Source organism: Shewanella violacea DSS12, assembly GCF_000091325.1.
Taxonomy (GTDB): domain Bacteria; phylum Pseudomonadota; class Gammaproteobacteria; order Enterobacterales; family Shewanellaceae; genus Shewanella; species Shewanella violacea.
On record NC_014012.1, the window covers coordinates 2,873,487 to 2,892,271 of the forward strand.

The 18,785-nt window shown below is 44.1% G+C and carries 15 protein-coding genes; 5 read left to right on the top strand and 10 right to left on the bottom strand.

The annotated features are described in order from the left end of the window. Nucleotide 1: 1 nt before the first annotated feature. Both pheT and pheS read right to left on the bottom strand, forming a co-directional pair. Nucleotides 2-2,389, bottom strand: a complete 2,388-nt coding sequence (gene pheT, locus SVI_RS11930) for a phenylalanine--tRNA ligase subunit beta (RefSeq protein WP_013051790.1) — start codon at nucleotides 2,387-2,389, stop codon at nucleotides 2-4. 14 nt (nucleotides 2,390-2,403) lie between these two features. Beyond that, the gene (pheS, locus tag SVI_RS11935; RefSeq protein WP_013051791.1) at nucleotides 2,404-3,387 is read right to left on the bottom strand and encodes a phenylalanine--tRNA ligase subunit alpha; all 984 of its coding nucleotides are present in this window, start codon (nucleotides 3,385-3,387) and stop codon (nucleotides 2,404-2,406) included. 567 nt (nucleotides 3,388-3,954) lie between these two features. Here pheS and SVI_RS11940 point away from each other — a divergent pair. Continuing rightward, on the top strand, nucleotides 3,955-6,558 hold the full coding sequence (locus SVI_RS11940; protein ID WP_013051792.1) for a PAS domain-containing protein: 2,604 nt from the start codon (nucleotides 3,955-3,957) through the stop codon (nucleotides 6,556-6,558). 137 nt (nucleotides 6,559-6,695) lie between these two features. Here the strand turns inward: SVI_RS11940 and SVI_RS11945 are convergent, their stop codons facing one another. The 8 genes from SVI_RS11945 to speA form a co-directional block, all read right to left on the bottom strand. Next, nucleotides 6,696-7,565 carry a putative ATP-dependent zinc protease gene (locus SVI_RS11945; RefSeq protein ID WP_041419908.1) on the bottom strand — a complete coding sequence of 290 codons (870 nt, stop codon included), beginning with the start codon at nucleotides 7,563-7,565 and terminating at the stop codon, nucleotides 6,696-6,698. 108 nt (nucleotides 7,566-7,673) lie between these two features. Then, on the bottom strand, nucleotides 7,674-8,045 hold the full coding sequence (locus SVI_RS11950; RefSeq protein WP_013051794.1) for a SpoIIAA family protein: 372 nt from the start codon (nucleotides 8,043-8,045) through the stop codon (nucleotides 7,674-7,676). A 535-nt stretch (nucleotides 8,046-8,580) separates the two neighbouring features. Next, nucleotides 8,581-8,940 carry a DUF3802 family protein gene (locus SVI_RS11955; RefSeq protein WP_013051795.1) on the bottom strand — a complete coding sequence of 120 codons (360 nt, stop codon included), beginning with the start codon at nucleotides 8,938-8,940 and terminating at the stop codon, nucleotides 8,581-8,583. 116 nt (nucleotides 8,941-9,056) lie between these two features. Then, on the bottom strand, nucleotides 9,057-9,632 hold the full coding sequence (locus tag SVI_RS11960; protein ID WP_013051796.1) for a YceI family protein: 576 nt from the start codon (nucleotides 9,630-9,632) through the stop codon (nucleotides 9,057-9,059). 171 nt (nucleotides 9,633-9,803) lie between these two features. Then, a complete protein-coding gene (gene pdxH / locus SVI_RS11965) occupies nucleotides 9,804-10,445 on the bottom strand; it encodes a pyridoxamine 5'-phosphate oxidase (RefSeq protein ID WP_013051797.1) in 642 nt (213 codons plus the stop codon). Between the two features lie 28 nt (nucleotides 10,446-10,473). Then, a complete protein-coding gene (speB, locus tag SVI_RS11970; RefSeq protein ID WP_013051798.1) occupies nucleotides 10,474-11,409 on the bottom strand; it encodes an agmatinase in 936 nt (311 codons plus the stop codon). 45 nt (nucleotides 11,410-11,454) lie between these two features. Next, nucleotides 11,455-12,378, bottom strand: coding sequence for a hypothetical protein (locus SVI_RS11975; RefSeq protein ID WP_041419909.1), 924 nt, complete (start codon nucleotides 12,376-12,378; stop codon nucleotides 11,455-11,457). Between the two features lie 59 nt (nucleotides 12,379-12,437). Then, the gene (gene speA / locus SVI_RS11980; RefSeq protein WP_041419910.1) at nucleotides 12,438-14,351 is read right to left on the bottom strand and encodes a biosynthetic arginine decarboxylase; all 1,914 of its coding nucleotides are present in this window, start codon (nucleotides 14,349-14,351) and stop codon (nucleotides 12,438-12,440) included. A 340-nt stretch (nucleotides 14,352-14,691) separates the two neighbouring features. Between speA and SVI_RS11985 the strand changes: the two genes are divergently transcribed. The 4 genes from SVI_RS11985 (at nucleotide 14,692) to SVI_RS12000 (ending at nucleotide 18,239) form a co-directional block, all read left to right on the top strand. Next, nucleotides 14,692-15,528, top strand: a complete 837-nt coding sequence (locus SVI_RS11985; protein WP_013051801.1) for a CvfB family protein — start codon at nucleotides 14,692-14,694, stop codon at nucleotides 15,526-15,528. 130 nt (nucleotides 15,529-15,658) lie between these two features. Beyond that, the gene (locus tag SVI_RS11990; protein WP_013051802.1) at nucleotides 15,659-16,339 is read left to right on the top strand and encodes a YceH family protein; all 681 of its coding nucleotides are present in this window, start codon (nucleotides 15,659-15,661) and stop codon (nucleotides 16,337-16,339) included. A 161-nt stretch (nucleotides 16,340-16,500) separates the two neighbouring features. Next, on the top strand, nucleotides 16,501-17,343 hold the full coding sequence (locus tag SVI_RS11995; protein ID WP_172634435.1) for an ABC transporter permease subunit: 843 nt from the start codon (nucleotides 16,501-16,503) through the stop codon (nucleotides 17,341-17,343). Next, nucleotides 17,340-18,239 (top strand): ABC transporter ATP-binding protein, encoded by a 900-nt coding sequence (locus tag SVI_RS12000; RefSeq protein WP_013051804.1) that lies wholly within the window; start codon nucleotides 17,340-17,342, stop codon nucleotides 18,237-18,239. The genes SVI_RS11995 and SVI_RS12000 overlap by 4 nt, the downstream gene beginning before the upstream one ends. Nucleotides 18,240-18,785 lie beyond the last annotated feature (546 nt).

Here is an 18,785-nt window from a genome sequence, read left to right on the forward strand (position 1 = left end):
TTTAATCCCTCAACAATGCGTTGAACTCGGACTTGAGCGTAGAAACCACTGAATCAACCATCTCAGCTATCTCTTTTTCTTCAAGTGTACGAGTGTTGTCTTGTAATGTAAGTGCTATCGCTAGGCTCTTTTTGCCAGGCTCAACACCTTTACCTTGGTATACATCGAATAAGTTTATGCCAACCAACTGATTTTGGCCAACTTTTCTTATCATTTTTACAACATCACCAGCAGAAACATTGTCGTCTACAACGATAGCAATATCACGTCGGTTAGCCGGAAACTTAGATACAGCCTGGGCTTGAGGCAATTTAGCATGCAATAAAGCGTTCAATTCAAGCTCAAAAACAATTGTTCTACCATTGAGCGCAAACGGCTTTTCTAAGCTCGGATGAACCGTACCTATGATACCTATGACCTGATCATTTCTTAATATTTCAGCACATTGCCCTGGATGAAGTGCAGGATGAGTAGCTGATCTAAAAGTAAATTCTTCATCAGAAACTGTCAAGCCGATAATGGCTTCAAGGTCACCCTTGAGGTCAAAAAAGTCAGCAGTTTTAGATTCCATTGACCAATGTTCATCATTCTGATTACCAGAAATCACAGCAGCAAGCATAGGCTCTTGGCGTACATTTGCATCAGCAGATGTATCCGGTACGAACCTTAGGCCAGTTTCAAACAGGCGAACTCGGTTTTGCTGACGACTCTGGTTATGACCGACGGCGCTTAGCAGACCGGTAAATAACGACAGACGCATTGCCGACATCTCGATAGAGATAGGATTAGGTAAAACCATAGCTTCACAGCCAGGATGCACCTTATCTTGTAGCTTAGGGTCAACAAAACTGTAAGTAATCGCTTCCTGGAAGCCACGAGCCACCAGCATGCTACGCACACGCTTTAAGCTAATATCAGACTCGTTATGGTCTGGCATGCTTAAAGAGCCAACTGGCGCGATGTTAGGTATGTTGTTGTAGCCATAAATACGGGCGACTTCTTCGATCAAGTCTTCTTCGATAGCCATATCGAAACGGTATGTCGCGGTAACCACATTCCATTGATCAGCGGTAAACTCCACAGCAAAACCCAGACGCTGAAGAATTTCAGTCACTTCATCGTCAGAGATATGATGACCTAAGATGCGATCTAACTTGCTGCGACGCAAGGTGATCGATACAGGCTTAGGCAGATGCTCGTCTGATTTTGCTTCGACAACGGGTCCAGCTTCACCACCACAGATATCCAGAACCAAGCGCGTCGCTCTATCCATCACCTTGTGCTGTAGCTCAGGGTCTACACCTCGCTCGAAGCGGTGAGATGAATCTGTATGTAAGCCAAAGCGACGAGTTTTTCCTAAGATAGCCAGAGGTGCGAAGAAGGCACATTCAAGCAAGATATCTTTCGTCTCACTGTTCACACCTGAATATTCGCCGCCAAAGACACCAGCAAGCGCCAGAGACTTCTCCTGATCACTAATGACTAACATATCATCAGGTATGGTGATTTCATTACCATCAAGCAATGTGAGCTTCTCATCGCCTGTTCCCATACGAACCTGAATGTCACCGCTTAGCTTAGCCAAGTCGAAGGCATGCATTGGCTGGCCAAATTCGATCAAGACATAGTTAGTGATATCGACAATAGGATCGATAGAGCGAATGCCACTGCGTCGTAGCTTCTCTTGTATCCAAAGTGGCGATTGAGCTTTGACGTTTATATTCTTAACCACACGGCCAAGATAACGAGCACAAGACTCAGGAGCCTGTAGGTCGATTTTAATAGAGTCGTCAATGGTAGGAACTACTTTTTCCCATGTTGGCTCAGTCACGGCTTGGCGGTTTAATACACCGACTTCCCGTGCCAGACCCGACATGCCGAGACAATCGGCGCGGTTGGCAGTCAAATCAACATCGATAATCACGTCTTCTAGACTCAAATACTCACGAATATCAGCGCCTAATGGCGCATCAGTCGGTAGTTCAAGAATACCATCGCTGTCGATATTGATGCCAAGTTCACCGTAGGAACACAGCATACCAAATGAAGGTTCACCGCGAAGCTTAGCCTTCTTAATTTTGAAGTTACCCGGCAGTACTGCGCCTACCATGGCAACAGCCACTTTCAGGCCTAAACGACAGTTAGGTGCACCACAAACTATGTCAATAAGCTCGTCTTGACCGACATTAATTTTGGTCACACGTAACTTATCAGCATCCGGATGCTGACCACACTCTACAACTTCACCGACGATAACACCGGAAAACTCACCGGCAACACCTTCGACACCATCGACTTCGAGACCGGCCATGGTGATTTGATGTGACAATTCGTCACGGCTTATGCTTGGGTTAACCCATTCACGGAGCCAAGATTCACTAAATTTCATGCTGTATTGCTCCGTTATTTAAATTGCTTGAGGAAACGTAGGTCATTTTCAAAAAATGAACGTAGATCGTTAACGCCGTAACGCAACATAGATAGACGTTCAACCCCCATGCCAAAAGCAAAACCAGAGTATATTTCAGGGTCGACACCGACACTGCGCAGAACATTTGGATGTACCATGCCACAACCCAGAACTTCCAACCATTTACCATTTTTACCCATAACATCCACTTCGGCCGATGGCTCAGTGAATGGGAAATATGAAGGACGGAAACGCACTTCTAAATCTTCCTCGAAGAAGTTACGTAAAAAGTCGTGCAATATGCCTTTTAGCTCGGCAAAGTTTACGTTCTCGGCAACCAACAAACCTTCTACCTGATGGAACATAGGCGTGTGAGTCTGATCGTAATCATTACGATAGACGCGGCCAGGAGAGATGATACGTATAGGCGGCTTCTCATTTTCCATGGTGCGGATCTGCACACCTGAAGTTTGAGTACGCAACATGACTTTAGGATTAAAGTAAAATGTATCATGATCGGCACGAGCAGGATGATGCTCTGAGATGTTAAGTGCGTCGAAGTTATGGAAATCATCTTCAATTTCCGGCCCCTGCTTAACGCTAAAGCCAAGCTCACCAAAGAAGGTTTCAATACGTTCGATAGTACGTGTTACCGGGTGTAACCCACCGTTATCGATTCGACGACCAGGCAGAGTCACATCTATACTTTCAGCGGCAAGCTTAGCCTCTAGCTCTGACGCTTTTAAGCCTTCAATACGCTCAGATAATTTCTGCTGAACAGCCTGTTTGGCTTGGTTCACAGCTTGACCGAAAGCGGGTTTCTCAGCCGGGCTCAGTTTACCCATCATCTTCATCATGTCGGTTATTTTACCTTTCTTACCTAGGTATTCGACACGAAGTTCATCTAGGGCTTTAAGATCACTCGCCCCATCGACGGCCAACAAGGCCTGTTCTACGATCTCTGTTAACTCTGACATCATCTCTTCCAGTGCATTTGACCTTTTCATTAAGGCCATTACTTTGTGTTACTGTCTATTTATCTTACGAAAATAGAAAAAGAGACAAATTTTACGTGAGCTCATCGATTTTGACTAGGGCTAATTCACGCTTTTTGCCATAAAGGTTAGATATATCCTTTTTATCGCCAATATTTTCCCCTATCCATCACAGAATGTATGAATGAAGCCTGTATAAGACTCGAATCTCATCTCACAAATGTAAAGTGAACACACAGAAATACACATTTAAACCAAGCGTGCGGATAAAGACTAAACAATCATCTTGATGAATACTCATTCTAGCTTGATCAATTAGAGACACTCCCAATATCCAGGTGTGATGGCATTCAGTAAGGATGAAGCGCCATAGAAGATGTAATAATTTGTTGGTTAGTGCTGATACGTATCTTAAGCATCATATTGCCAACAATTACTTCTAAGATAGATAAAGTCGCAACAAACTTGATCTAGATCCGTAACCAAGTGTTTTTTCATTTATGTTAGAATTCTATCTCTATGATAAGAGTTAAAAGGAAGTATGCCCACATGGGAAATAATGGACCCGATCACCAGCCCTCTTACAAAACGCATTGGCTGAACAGCTTACCCTTTAAGTTTTCTATTATTCAATTTTTTATCGTAGGCCTGATCATCACCTCAAGTATCTGGCTCATCTTATCTATAGAGAAGAAACACCATCAGGAAACTCAGCTTTCCTTGAGCCAAAATTTAGGCTTAACCATAGTCGCTCAGTTACAGCAAACCACATCAAAAATTGAAGCCCTTGCCGCCTCTATGGCCTCTATAGGCGTTACTTATGCACATTCCCCATCTCAGCTACAACAGATAATCCCAGCCCTCCTAAATACCGATGGACAACAATCCCTCATAGCGGGTGGCGGAATATGGCCCGAGCCAGGTGCTTTCGATGCATCGAAACTGCGTGACAGTTACTTTTGGAGCCGAGATGAGCAAGGTCATTTTGATCTGGTCAACGGATATAATAATGCCAGTGGCTCAGGTTATCATTCAGAGATTTGGTACCAGCCGACACGTTTTTTCCCTGTCGGCACCACTTACTGGTCTGATGCCTATATCGATCCTTATACCCATGAAGCCATGATCACCGCCTCGGTTCCAATGTGGTTGGAACACCAATTTATCGGAGTATCTACGGTAGACTTGGCACTTTCGTCACTTAAATCCTTTTTCAATAAGCTGGAGCTTCATCAAGCTTATCTATTTGCACTCGACAGCAACAACAATCTCTTGGCGCATCCCTCTGACTCCGAAGAGCAAGGCTCCTCGCCATACCTGAGTCATCCTTTCGCACAATTCACCCAAGATCATCCAGCCTACGTCTCGCTCCTCACTGAGATAGACAAAATTGATGCTCAATTCCTCAAGCAAGCCGGATCTAGCATCACCCAAGACCCATCGCAACTTAATGTATTGTTAAATAGCCTAGATGTATCTAAACGAGAGCGACTCTCGGCGCTTATCAATGCCAATGCTAGGCAAATATCATCTAACTCTGAACGAACCACCAGCTTCGTATTAGACCAAGATCCCTTGCTTAAGGAACCGGTATTGGTGTCTGTTTTTCATATGCCAAGAACCTACTGGAAGATCATTTTAGTCACTCCTCTGAGTGAAATTGGCAGTAAAGAACATGCAATTGCGGCAAAAATTGGCATATTTTTGCTTTTGACCCAATTGATCGCACTAGTGGTGCTGTTTATTTTCCAGCATAGGTTATTTATCAAACCAATTTCCAAGATGGTCGAATCATTACAGGGGGGGAATATCGCTAAGCTAGAGCTCACCGCCAATCGACGCCAAGATGAAATTGGTAAGTTAGCGAAGGCATTTATCTCAAGAAGTCATCAGCTTGAAATTGCTTATGCCAGTTTAGATGCCGGTAATCTGGCGCTAGAACAGCAAGTGGCGATGCAAAAACACGCGCAAATTAAATTGAGTAAGCATAAAAACCAGCTTAATAGTCTGCTCAATTCATCACAAAATCTCATCTACATCAAGAGCACTGAAGGATTATATACCTTAGTCAATGATAGGTTCTGTGAGGTATTAGGTCTTGAGCGGGACAAGGTAATTGGGGCTAAAGACAGGGATCTTTTTCCTGTTCATATCGCCGAGATTATTGCCTGCCATGACAAGAGCATCATAGACACACAAAGCCCACAAAGTTTTGAACAAGTCATCCCTAGCAACCAAGGTGAAATCACCTACTTGATCACTGGATACCCCATACTGGATGATGAAGGTAACATTTTTGCTTTAGGCGCCATGGCGTTCGATATCAGCCATATAAAAACCGTGAACCTAGAGTTGACCAGCCAGATAGAAGAAGTCAATCAAAGCTTGGTTCACCAGGAGATGCAGGTACAACAGCTTCATATGACCCTGCGTCAGCTTGAACAGTCGAGCATCAGCATAGAGAAACACCAAGAATTATTCCTTCAACTGCAACATAGTGGGGCTCAAAACCATAAGCTAATGCCTCAGCTGATCACTGACATCTTGCGGGAACAACTAAAAGAACATGAACTGATCTTCACCAAATTGCGTCAGGATAGCTCATTGCAACGAGAGGACGATCTCTTGGAGCTTATTCGCCTTGTCACAGAGCAAACCGATAAGCTGCGCCACCTACTCTGCTTAGTCGTGCCCCAGAGTGAAGAAATTAAGTCGGTGCACATTAAACAGTTCTTGGAACACCTCTTGGCTGTATTAGCCCCACAACTCGATGCATACAAGGTTGAAATCAAGCTAAACTGCTCCGAAGCCTTGTCGTTGCAAGTCTCTCCCTGGTCACTGTTACTCCTGTTTTATAAACTGTTACAGAACACTCTGACCCATGGCTTAAGTAAAGACAATGAGCAGAATAAGATCACTATTTCAGTATATAAAGACCAGCAACAACTCCTAGTGTGCATCAAGGATAATGGTGTAGGAATCGAACCTTCACGCCTAGAAGAGATAAATAAACAGATTAGGGAGCACACCAGCTCAGGCACTCTGTCCGAGTTAGCCCTCTGGCTGAAAATTGAATTTAATGGTGAGATAAGCATGAGTTCTGAACGGTCAAAATACACAGAGGTAAGATGTTTACTGACCATTGCAGATTAGCTAGCTTAATGGTTAACAATCGCTAAAAGTGCCAATGGATGCACTATTCGATAAAACTATGAGTTTATATGGGTTTATATGGGGTGAAAGATAAAAGTTAAAGAGAGGGACTCCCTCTCTTTAACGACGTCAAGTGATTAACGCTCTACATCCACCAGATAATGGTCCTGCAACCAGTTGCGTCCTATGAGTAACTTATAACGCATTTTACTTCTGTCCCTGAGGTTGACCTTGATTTTATATTCCTCACCGGGCTCGCCAACATTGAGCTCCACCATATAGCGGATCTCGCTACCTTGAGCATTACGGATCCATGATGTCTCAACAATCTTTGCCTCCACACGATGAGAAATGCCTTTTTCATTCTCTGTGGTGAAGCTAATCATCTTGCCTATATTGGCTTGCATATCATCGACACCATTTTTAACCTTCAAATCTAATGCATGAAGTGAGCTTTCCACGGCGCCGGTATCAATACGGGTCTTAAACATCAAGCCTGTCTCAACGATGTAAATAGGGGCTACGGGACCTATCACCTTCTTATCGGCCACATCTACTAGGTATTTACCCTTAAGCCAGCTACGGCCAATGAGTAGTTTGTAATCCATATCACTTCTATTGCGTAAGTTGACCAGAACTTTACGTTCCTTGCCAGCGTAGCCCACATGGAGCCAGACCATATAGCGAGTCTCACGCCCTTGAGAATTACTCACTGTCGATGTCCTGAAGATGGGAACCGAGAGTCTTTGACGCTCGCCAGCTGCATTTTCAGTGGTAAAATGCAGTATCTTACCCACATCATCTTCCATCTGATTGGCACCGCCACCTTCAACTTTTAGATCGAAGGCGTTCAATGAAGTATTTACTGCACCCGTGTCGATTCTGGCGACAAAGGCAAGCTTAGCCTCAACCACAGACATCTGAGCTGTTGGACCTATGATGGTTTTATCTTGTGCTAACACAGAAGTAGAGAGTAACAACATACATAAACCTATTTTTTTCAGCATTATGTTTACCAAGTAAAAAAGAAATCAAAGATAGAAATCAAACAATAAAAAGGCCGACTCAAGAGTCGACCCAATTTCAATTGGTTATTCATTAACCATAGCAAGCGATTAACTTTCGTTATCTGCAATCCATTGTTCAGCCAAGTGGCTGCTACTTTTATCGAAAACTCTAACCGGACAGGGGATCATATATGCCATAGCTTTCGCCATGCCAGTGATCCAGTCACTGTCGGTAATAATGACGACTCTAGAAAAATCAGTCAAATGAAAAAAACCTAACATAGCATCATCCCATAATGTTTCCACTGTGATGCCCTTAAAGCCTTCGTCAAACTCATACCAAAGCTTGATCGACGCATGGTCTTTAAGTCTTCCCTCGATAGCCGGTAGCAAACGCTTGTCATAGTCATCGCCGGTAACAACACCAGAAGCCTTTATCGCTACTGTGTCGTGATTAAAACCATCCAAGATTTCTAACATTATGCACTCCTTGCAAAGATATGAACAAGCAAGCATCAATTGATAAAATTACACAGGCAAAACGACATAAGCACTAAACAAGCTTAAAGGTTTTTATATACGCCGTTTTAAAACACCTTAAATACCACATAAATTGATAGCTAACTAAACAAGTATAAACGGAACAAATGGAAGTAACACCAGCAATAGAAAAATCCCCAGCTAAGCACGGATGCAATACACGAGGAAATGCTGATGTCTATGATGTGCCAAGCCAATGAAACTGTTCAAATGAGTATTCTAATGTTTAACCAAGTTTAATACCCATAGGTATAACATTAGGTGTCTAATGAATTGACCACAAGAATGGAGATGTAAAAGACTGTAACTAAATATAAAAAAGGCAAAAATATACCTGCCTAGGAGATCTCTGTACCTGATATTTTTATATCAAGAGTATTTTTAACCTAGAGTATTTTTATCCTAGAGTATGTTGTACGAAACATATTCCGTACAACATATAGTCAGATCAACTGAAATTGACCGCGACTCGTAGTTACTGCGCAGCTGCCAGCAGTTTAGAAATTTCTTGATCGAACAGATTTTTGATCAAACCAGAAAACTCGGTAATAAACAGCGTCTGATCTTGGGTGGCATTTCTTTTGGCTACATTGGCTAAGATCTCTTCGAGATCGTAGACTATTGCATCAATTTCACGGATAACCGTATTTCTTTGTGCAAAAGTCAAAGAAGGATTTTGACCACACACCATGATGATCTGCGCCGACAATTGCTCTTCGAATAGTTCCATCACAGTGTCACCCGCAACCGAAGCCACCTCTCGGCCCTCAAACAGACCTAAATGCTCCGTGAGGTACTGAATGAGATGCATATATCCATCTTTATCTGTAACCATCTTAAACCTTATTCACCTATTCAGTTAGAGCATGGTAGTTACCATGCTCACAGTCCAGTCTATAGCAGTTTTAACCCATTTTCATCATAGCTAGGTTAATTTGTAACATTCGGTCTTTAACGGCTTAGATTCAAAACAAATGAAACCGGTACAGCCTGACTTATCGAGGTCAAGCCGGCCACTTCTCTTAGTTTTTCAATCCCAGGCGTATAACCAAAATCAGCCGCGTTTATTATCACAGGCTGAGTACTCACCACTAAAAGTTGCTTATTTGACAACTTAGCAATGGTAACCTGAATTGGCAATGTCTGTTTCTTTTGGTGCATAGATAATTCGGCAGACATCTCCATGACACTGGTAGCGCCAACTGGAATGTCGGCAAGTTTAGACAAGTCGATTTGAGAACTTAATACTAGTGTCGGATACATACCCACTTCAAAAAGCAGCTCCTTCATTCGGATATCACGGATCTCAATATTGGTCCATACACTCGCCAAGTCTATCGTGAGTGCAAATTTACCACTGTCATCCAGCTGACCTGAGAATGAATTAAAATGATGCACCTCGGCCACATTGACTTTCTTTGTTGAAATAAAATTCACATTGGAATTTTTACTGTCGACAATCCAAGGCGCCGCCGATGCTGCCCCGCCGATAGTACACAAGAAGATCCCTATCAATAACTTATTCATACATTCTCCACGCTTCAAATAGTAATAATCAAAATATGATTCGATTAGATCGTTTAACTAGTAACAGTATATAAATGAATTTAAATAAGTAAATGCTGATAAAAGAAAGAAAAAAAGGTGAGAGTGTCATTGGCACTCTCACCTATGTAACTTAAGAAGATGTATGAATCTTTAAGGCGCTAGTCTGCTGATGTCCCAGCTGGCCTCTTCTTTGGTATAAAGGAAGCGGTCATGAAGGCGTTTCTCCCCGCCTTGCCAAAACTCAATGCTGCTTGGCTTAACGATATAGCCTCCCCAAAACTTAGGTAAGGGCACCTCCCCCTTGCTAAATTTGGCCTTCATCTCAGCATACTTACTCTCTAACGCCTGTCTGGCAGAGATCTTACTCGACTGCTTAGAAACCCAGGCAGCAATCTGACTCTCTTTGGGACGCGTGATAAAGTATTTCATTACCTCGGCTGTCGATAGCGCATGCGCTTCGCCAGTAATAGCCACCTGCCTCTCTAACGAATGCCAGGGGAACAAGATACTGACTTTCGAGTTAACGGCGATCTGCTGTGACTTTCTGCTGGCTAAATTGGTGAAAAATACGAAGCCACCGGTATCGAAGCGTTTGAGCAACACGATTCTTTGAAATGGCTGCCCATCGGCATCAACTGTGGCGACTACCATAGCAGTCGGATCGCTAAGTAAGTCACTGTCCCGAGCCTGCTCCATCCATTTAGAGAACAAGACCATAGGATCCTCAGGAAGATCCTCTTCATTGAGTCCACCTAAGGTATATTCTCGTCTGATATCACTCAGTTTCGACATTTTCTTTCCCTACACAAATCATTAATCGCTATTTATTATGGGTACTTCTCAATTTGTCCGCCCACAAATGCAACATCTCGAGTCCAAGAGTCGCACCTGCCAGTGCGGTGATCTCGGCCGAGTCATAGGCTGGGGCAACTTCAACCACATCCATACCCACTAAGTTCATGCCGCGCAGCCCACGTAAAATTTTCATGGCTTTATCACTGGTTAACCCACCACACACGGGGGTGCCTGTACCTGGCGCAAATGCTGGGTCTAAACAATCGATATCAAATGTCACATACAAGGGCATATCGCCGACTCTCGCCTTGATCTGTGCCACTATATCGTCGGCTTTCATATCATTGGCAGTTGCGGCATCGATAACCTGAAACTCATGCGTGTCTCTATCATACTCGGTTCTGATCCCCACCTGAATCGAATGCTCAGTCGAGATAAGCCCCTCTTTAGGTGCATGATGAAACATGGTGCCATGATCATACTTACTGCCCTGACTGTAGGTATCTGTGTGTGCATCGAAATGAAGCAGTGCCATCTTACCGTGCTTTTTAAAATGAGCTCTGAGCAGAGGAAGAGTGACGAAGTGATCGCCACCAAAACACAACAAGCCCTTATCGGCATCGAGAATTGCCGTAGCAAAGTCTTCCACTCTTCGAGTGAAATCTGCCGAGTCACCACAGTCATAGACCAGGTCACCGGCATCGACGATGTTAAGATGATCCTTGAGTTTGAAATCCCAGGGCCAACGCGTCTCTTCCCAGGCTAAATGAATCGATGCCTGACGAATCGCGCCCGGGCCCATGCGACCACCGGAACGTCCTGTGGTGGCCATATCGAACGGCAAACCTAAGATCACCACATCGGCATCGGATGCGATAGGATTAAAATTCAAGGGCTGTCTCAGATAACCAAAGGCATTGGAATACAATGAGTAATCGGGTTTATCTATCATGGTGGTCATACACTCTCCAACATCTTTAAATATTTATATAATTGGGGTAAAAAGTCATTCACCTTGCTGATGAACATGTTTGAAATTAACTTCATAGCCATCATCAATGGTAATTGAACAGGTATTAATACTGGTGTTATCTCGTCGCTTAGCGACTGGTAAAGGCCTATCTATGCTAATAAGATCCCAGCGCTCTGGCTGTAATTTTAATAGAAAATGCTCGAGTAGCTCGGCCGGTAAATCTTCATCAGTTAGATTGGTCTCAAAACTGCAGTAGGAACTCAGTTCCTGTGGGGTAATGTGCAGGGTAAAATACCTATCCCCTTTTATGCCATTAAGAGAATACCCATAGGGGCTAAAGAGATGGTCATCAAATTCAAAATCAGTAAACAGGCTGCTCAGTTCGAGGGCATCACGGATCCCCTCAGCGCTCTGATGACGGGAGCGAAAGTACTCGGCCAAAGGTCCCCTCAAGTGATACATCAATATCTCTGTTGTGGCTAAAGGCTTAGCAGCATCCAATGACTTATGCGAAGCCATTGCTCCATTGGCACTGAACAGGTAATGATGATGACTGTCTAAATGACCGATCCTGTATCCCTTGCCAGGTATCGTCTGGGTGATATAAGCAAGATCTTGGTCAAAACTTAGAATTTTTGGCTGTAGCAGATACTCATTTTTTCTTTGGTAAGTCCCATAAGCAATCGACTCAACCCCAAGCTTTTCAATAAAAAGCACCAGAGCCTTGGATAACTGAGTCGCACCACAGGTCAACATTCTGATCCGTCCATCCCACACAAATAAGCTGGACTCACTGAGAAGATAAGCATCACATGCTTCATTGCTCACTGTGGAGATGATTTCGGCACCTGCACTCGCGGCCAAAGTCTGCCAAAACACATAGGGTAAACATCTTAATGAAGGCGAGCCAGGCTGCACACCCAGCTCGATGATCTTTTCAGAACCTTCAAATACCATATAGGGATACCTTGGCCCAAGTATCACAGTTAAACTCAGTGATAGTTTAGGCCTATAATTTAAGTGAAGTCTTCGAGATAGGTATAGCCTTTCAAGCCTAGCTGCAACTCTTCAAGGATATTAGCCCGCTCGGATTCCTCTATATGCTTGTTAACCAGCTCTTCATAGGTACGCATAAATGACACGGCATCTAAATTCACATATCTGAGTACATCCGCAACCGTATCGCCCGCTAACACAGACTCGATATTTGTCAGACCATTCTCATCGACTCGAACCACTGCAGAGTTAGTATCACCGAAGAGGTTATGCATATCGCCTAAGATCTCCTGATAGGCTCCCACTAAGAAGAAGCCAATCAAATAGGGACTCTCAGCGCTCCAAGCCGGAACTGGTAAGGTGGTTTCTATGCCTTGGCCATCGACATACTGATCGATAGAACCATCTGAGTCACAGGTAATATCCAACATCACCGCGCGTCGCTCTGGCTTTTTATCCAGGCCAGATAAGGGCAATACAGGAAACACCTGATCTATACCCCATGCGTCGGGTAACGACTGGAACAGAGAAAAGTTCACAAAAAACTTATCGGCTAGCTTCTCATTAAGCTCATCTATGATGGGTCGATGGAAACGATACTTAGTGCTCAAGACTCCTTGAAGTTCATGACACACCCTTAGATTCACTTGCTCCGCCCAGGCCCGCTCCACAAGAGACAACTGACCTAAGGCAAACAATGAGTGAGCCTCGGCCAAATCACTCTGACAGTCATGATAAATCTCTATCAAGGCCCGTTGATCAGCACGACCACTCACTTCCACCCAAGATTGCCACATATTATGCAGCAGTTGAGGCGCGGCTGCTTCTGGAGCCTGAATGACTTCGGGTTTGTAGGCTTCGGTGCCGATCACATCTGAAATAAGCACAGCATGATGAGCCGTAAGGTATCGGCCAGACTCTGAGATGATTTGTGGCATAGGTTGCTGATATTCTTTGCAGATATCGGTCAACACACTGACAATATTGTTGGCGTATTCCGTCAAACCATAATTCATCGAATTGCTGCTTTGACTGCGAGTACCATCGTAATCTACCGCTAAGCCACCGCCTACATCGAAACATTTTACATTGGTGCCAAGCTTTTGCAGCTCACAATAAAAACGTCCGGCTTCGCTGACGCCTTGTCTTATGTCGCGGATGTTAGCGATTTGCGATCCCAGATGAAAATGCAGTAACTGCAAGCAATCTAACATCTCTTCATCTTTAAGAGATTCGATAACCGTCAGTACTTGGGCCGCCGACAGACCAAACTTTGACTTTTCTCCGCCACTGGCCTGCCACTTGCCTTTACCTTGAAACGCCAGGCGTACTCGTAAACCCAGTCTGGGGGTTACACCTAGCTTTTTAGCTTCCTGAAGTATGCATTTAAGCTCCGACAGCTTCTCGAGTACAATGTAGACCTTATGGCCTAATTTCTCGCCTATGAGTGCAAGCCGGATATATTCAATGTCTTTATAGCCGTTACAGATAATGACAGAGCTGGCTTTCTGAGCCATAGCCAAAACAGCCATCAGTTCTGGCTTACTGCCAGCTTCTAGGCCGAGTTGAGGCACTTCTTTCGATTTCTGACTGGCGAGGATCTCTTCGACAACGGTTTGTTGCTGATTAACTTTAATCGGGTATACCAGCAAGTAATCTGATTCATATTGGTATTTTTGAATTGCCAGATTAAATGCATGACAGAGACTGTTGACCCTGTGATGCAAGATTTGTGGAAAACGAACCAATACAGGAAGGGCGACTCCAGACTTGACCATGCTTTGGGCAAGTTCATTTAAGCCGATTGTAAATTCCGGGTTAGCTTGATCGGGAGAAACGGTCACCTCTCCGGCATCGCTTATCCCATAGAGTCCCTGACTCCAATAATTAACGTTATACCCGGTGCGGGCATCATTAATAGACCAATCACTCATAATTGTTAAACCTAAAAAAGAAATCAAAAACAAAGGCCTTTTCGTCGCCTCTGCCATTACTAACCATTGAGAAATCTAATCTGGAGATCCTGATGAAGATGAATGCCCAGACCATAAAAATGGGGCGTAATTAAACACCCCAGACGATGCTATTGCAAGCATAAGATATAAAAACATAAGCTCAAAAATCCAGTCGATATTAACATGACTGCAGAAAAACCTTCACTCGATGTCCCATTTTTACACAAATGAGCTTAAGAGATTAAAATCACTTAAAGATTGTTAATCAGTTTTCCACTATAATCCAGCATCGAAGCAGTCCCAAGCAACAGAGAGTCACATGATACAAATAGGAAAATCTTGCACCCTCGAAGTCGTAAAACGAGTCGACTTTGGCGTTTATCTCAATGCACACGATCTAGGCCAAGTACTATTACCTAGTAAGGTGGTCCCAAAAGAGTGCAATGTCGGTGATGAGGTCGATGTTTTTCTTTATCTGGACTCAGAAGATGCCATTATTGCGACGACCAAGAAGCCACTGGCTGAAGTGGGTCAGTTTGCCTATTTAGAAGCTGTTGCTACCGGTCAATACGGTGCCTTCCTCGACTGGGGACTAGATAAAGATCTGCTACTCCCTTTCGCTGAACAACACAGAGAGATTGAAGTTGGACGCTCCTACTTAGTCTATATCTACACCAGTAATGTCGATGAGCGCATTGTTGCCTCGGCTAAAGTCGATAAGTTCCTCGACAGAACACCACCTCCATATGATAAAGATGAAGCGGTTAATCTGATTATAGGTGGCAGCACAGATCTTGGTTATAAAGCTATCATCAACCATAGCCATTGGGGTGTAATCTTCAAAAATGAGGTATTTCGTACCCTGAGTTTTGGACAAAGGTTGAAGGGTTTCATCAAGCAAGTACGCAGTGATGACAAGATAGATCTTATCTTGCAACAGGGTATCCAATCAGAATTAGATAAACATTCGACTACCATCATGTTTAAGCTTAACCAAGCTGGCGGCTTCCTGCCTCTTAATGATAAGACAGATGCAGAAACCATCTATGCCAAAATGTCCATGAGCAAGAAAGCCTTCAAGAAAAGCATCGGCGGACTGTATAAGAACAAGCAGATCACCATAGCACCCGATGGCATTAGAATAGTAAAAGACTAGCTACATCTGGCCTGGACGTCGATAATTGTCTAGTTATCGTGCATAAAACCAGTAACTTATTGCTTGGCTCTTTGATTAAAAGCATGACTCTGTTATAACAAAGTCATGCTTTTTTTATGAGTTTACTGAAATGAATCTAACGCTCCATGAAGCACGAGTGATCGCTTGTCTACTTGAGAAAGAAGTCACCACTCCAGATCAATACCCCTTATCCCTCAATTCACTCACTATGGCTTGTAATCAAAAGTCGAGCCGAGATCCTGTGCTGGCCATGACGGAAGCTGAGACTCAAGCCTGTATCGATGCGCTGATGAAGCGCAGGCTAGTCACAGATCAAACTGGCTTCGGTTCACGAGTGGTTAAGTATAAGCATAGATTCTGTAATACCGAGTTTAGCGATCTACAGTTCAGCTCGGCTCAATTAGCCATCGTCTGCTTACTACTGCTACGGGGACCCCAGACCCCGGGTGAGTTGAAGAGTCGAAGTGGCCGTCTACACCTTTTCAACGATGTCAGCGAAGTCGATAAGACCTTAACCTCGTTAACTCTCACCGATCCGATATTGGTCAGGCAGCTTGCAAGGGAACCTGGGAGACGAGACTCACGCTTTATTGGGCTTTTTTCAGACGAGGCGGTCCAAGCGAGTGAATCTGATATGGCACTGACGCCTGCAAGATCTAATACACCCAAAGAGTCAGTCTCGGCCACTGAAGAGCTGAGCTTAGCTCAAGTCGATTTAGTCGCAAGAGTGACCAGCCTCGAACGGGACGTCGCCCAACTCAAAGAAGCACTGCATGATTTACTCAATTGAAAGCGCTGAGACATGAAATAAGATTTTACTAAATGAGATACAAGCACATATGCCTTGGTGGTAACTTAAGGTTCGTATGTGTTCGATAACAATACATTTTGGATTTTATCAACTGATGATCTGATAGCTGTATCTGTATGTGTTCGATAACAATTTAAGGGATGATTTTGGAACCTAACCTAAATACCGGCTTAGTGCGCAATACGCTCATACTGGCCAAATTTGAATTAAAGAAGCTACTGTTTAATCCTAAGGGCTTGATTGCCCTGATTGCCTTCGCACTCGTGTGGATGTTGATCTTACTCTATCCCATTCGCGGCGCCTCGGATATTCTGCTAAGCCCAGAATTCAGGCAGTTAATTGCTGGTTTATTTGGCGAGTCTTCGGTGGATAAGCTGTTCCAGTGGCAAGTGGCTGAGATGGCGATATTTTGGGTCGCGGCCCTGTATATTTTTCCAATGTTTAGTATTTTTGTCTCGGCGGATCAATTCGCCTCAGATAAAAGCAGAGGCAGCTTTCGCTTCTTGATCTTAAGGACCGGGCGAGACAGTCTGTTTTTTGGTCGCTTCATCGGCCATATGTTGATTCAATCATTACTATTAATGTTAACTGTAGGAGCCACGATACTGCTGGCTCTGTCACGGGAGACCAGCCTGTTGTTGCCTGCGTTAGGCTCAGGCTTGATGGTGTTTATCAATATCTTCATCATCTTGCTGCCATACACGGCCTTGATGGCCCTGCTCTCCTTGTACGCCAATTCCGCCAGGCAAGCCACTATCTACGCCATCTTGTTCTGGGCTGTGAGTGCGATTGTACTAGCTGTCGTCAATAGTCAGTTCCCCGCAATTGGCGAAGTATTAAGTTGGATATTACCCGGTGCTCAGCTAAGCATGATGATCAATACTCAAGGGGTCTCTAGCCTGATTTATGCCCCTATCCCTCTCATACAAGCAGGCGTGTTACTTTTCCTAGGCAGAAGTTACATGATCAGGAGTTCACTATGAGTCTGATTAAATGTGAAAATCTCAGTAAATCCTATGGCAGTAAACTCGCACTGGACTCAGTGACGCTGGAACTGAAACCAGGAGCGCCAATCGCCCTCGTCGGCCCGAACGGTGCAGGCAAGACCACCCTGTTTAGCCTGCTATGTGGATACCTGCTGCCCAGTCACGGAACAGTGACCATAATGGGAGAGAAACCCGGCAGCAGAAAATTACTCGGCAGAGTCTCTTCATTACCACAAGATGCCAGTCTGGATCCTAATCTCAACCTGATCACTCAATTCACCCTGTTTGGTACCCTGCAGGGATTGACTCAGAGCCAGGCTAAGACCGAGGGTCTACGTGTCCTGTCTCTGGTGGGTCTAAGTGATGTTGTCGAGCAAAAACCAACGGCATTAAGCCATGGTATGAGCAAGCGTGCATCCATAGCTCAGGCCTTAATAGGTTCGCCTCAGTTGGTGTTATTAGATGAACCCACTGCGGGGCTGGATCCTGTTAATGCTAAGGTGATCCGTGAACTGGTCAAGTCCCTGTCATCACATATCACCTTCGTCATTAGCTCACACAACTTAGATGAATTAGAGAAACTCTGTGATCAGGTGCTCTACTTAGATCAAGGTAAGTTAGGCCAATCTGTTTCTATGCAGGAGAATTTACTCGATGAGTACCTGACGATTTCGATGCAGGAGTGTGACAATCAGGCGCTCATTTCACGAGTCGAAGCCCTAGCAGGCATAAACTCGGTGACCCTGAAACAGGAGAATGAATTTTTAATTCATTACGCGGTCAGTGAGATAAAAGATATTGAGGTGCAGATTTTTACCCTATTCGCCAGTTACGGCTGGAGATATAAGGCCATTCTCAAGGGACGAACTCTAGAAGACAAGCTGTTCTCCTAAGCCAATAGCCTAATCTCATCTCAATCAAAACTAAGGCGCCCATCAGGCGCCTTAGTTTTATCCGCAGCTTACCTTTAACCCTAACATGCCCCTTTGATAGTCCATTCCATGTAGATCACTTCACAGCTCAGTGCATAGCTCAGTGCACAGCTAGCCTACTCAAGCCTAGAGAAAGTATTACGCCAATTATCGAACTCAGTGCTTGTGTACAATTTCGAAGTGAAATATGACCAATCGGTATAAACGTCTGCTCACTCAAGCTGAATACAGCGCTTCTGAGACAAGGCCGGTAATTGCTCCATCATAAATGGCATTCACAACATATCTTGTTAGTACGAGTTAGGTAGCATAGTTATTCTGGGTTTAGGCTAGTTACCCAGTATAAAGAAGCGCTAACACTCGCCTTTCAGCGTGTTTTGCTTGCCTAGATCTGTGTTGAATGCGTTCAAAGGAGATCATCAATAACTCTGTAACTCGCCTTGAATTATGCAGCTAGAAACAACTCTAAACAGACCATTTAATTGCAATATTTATTATAAATTTCAA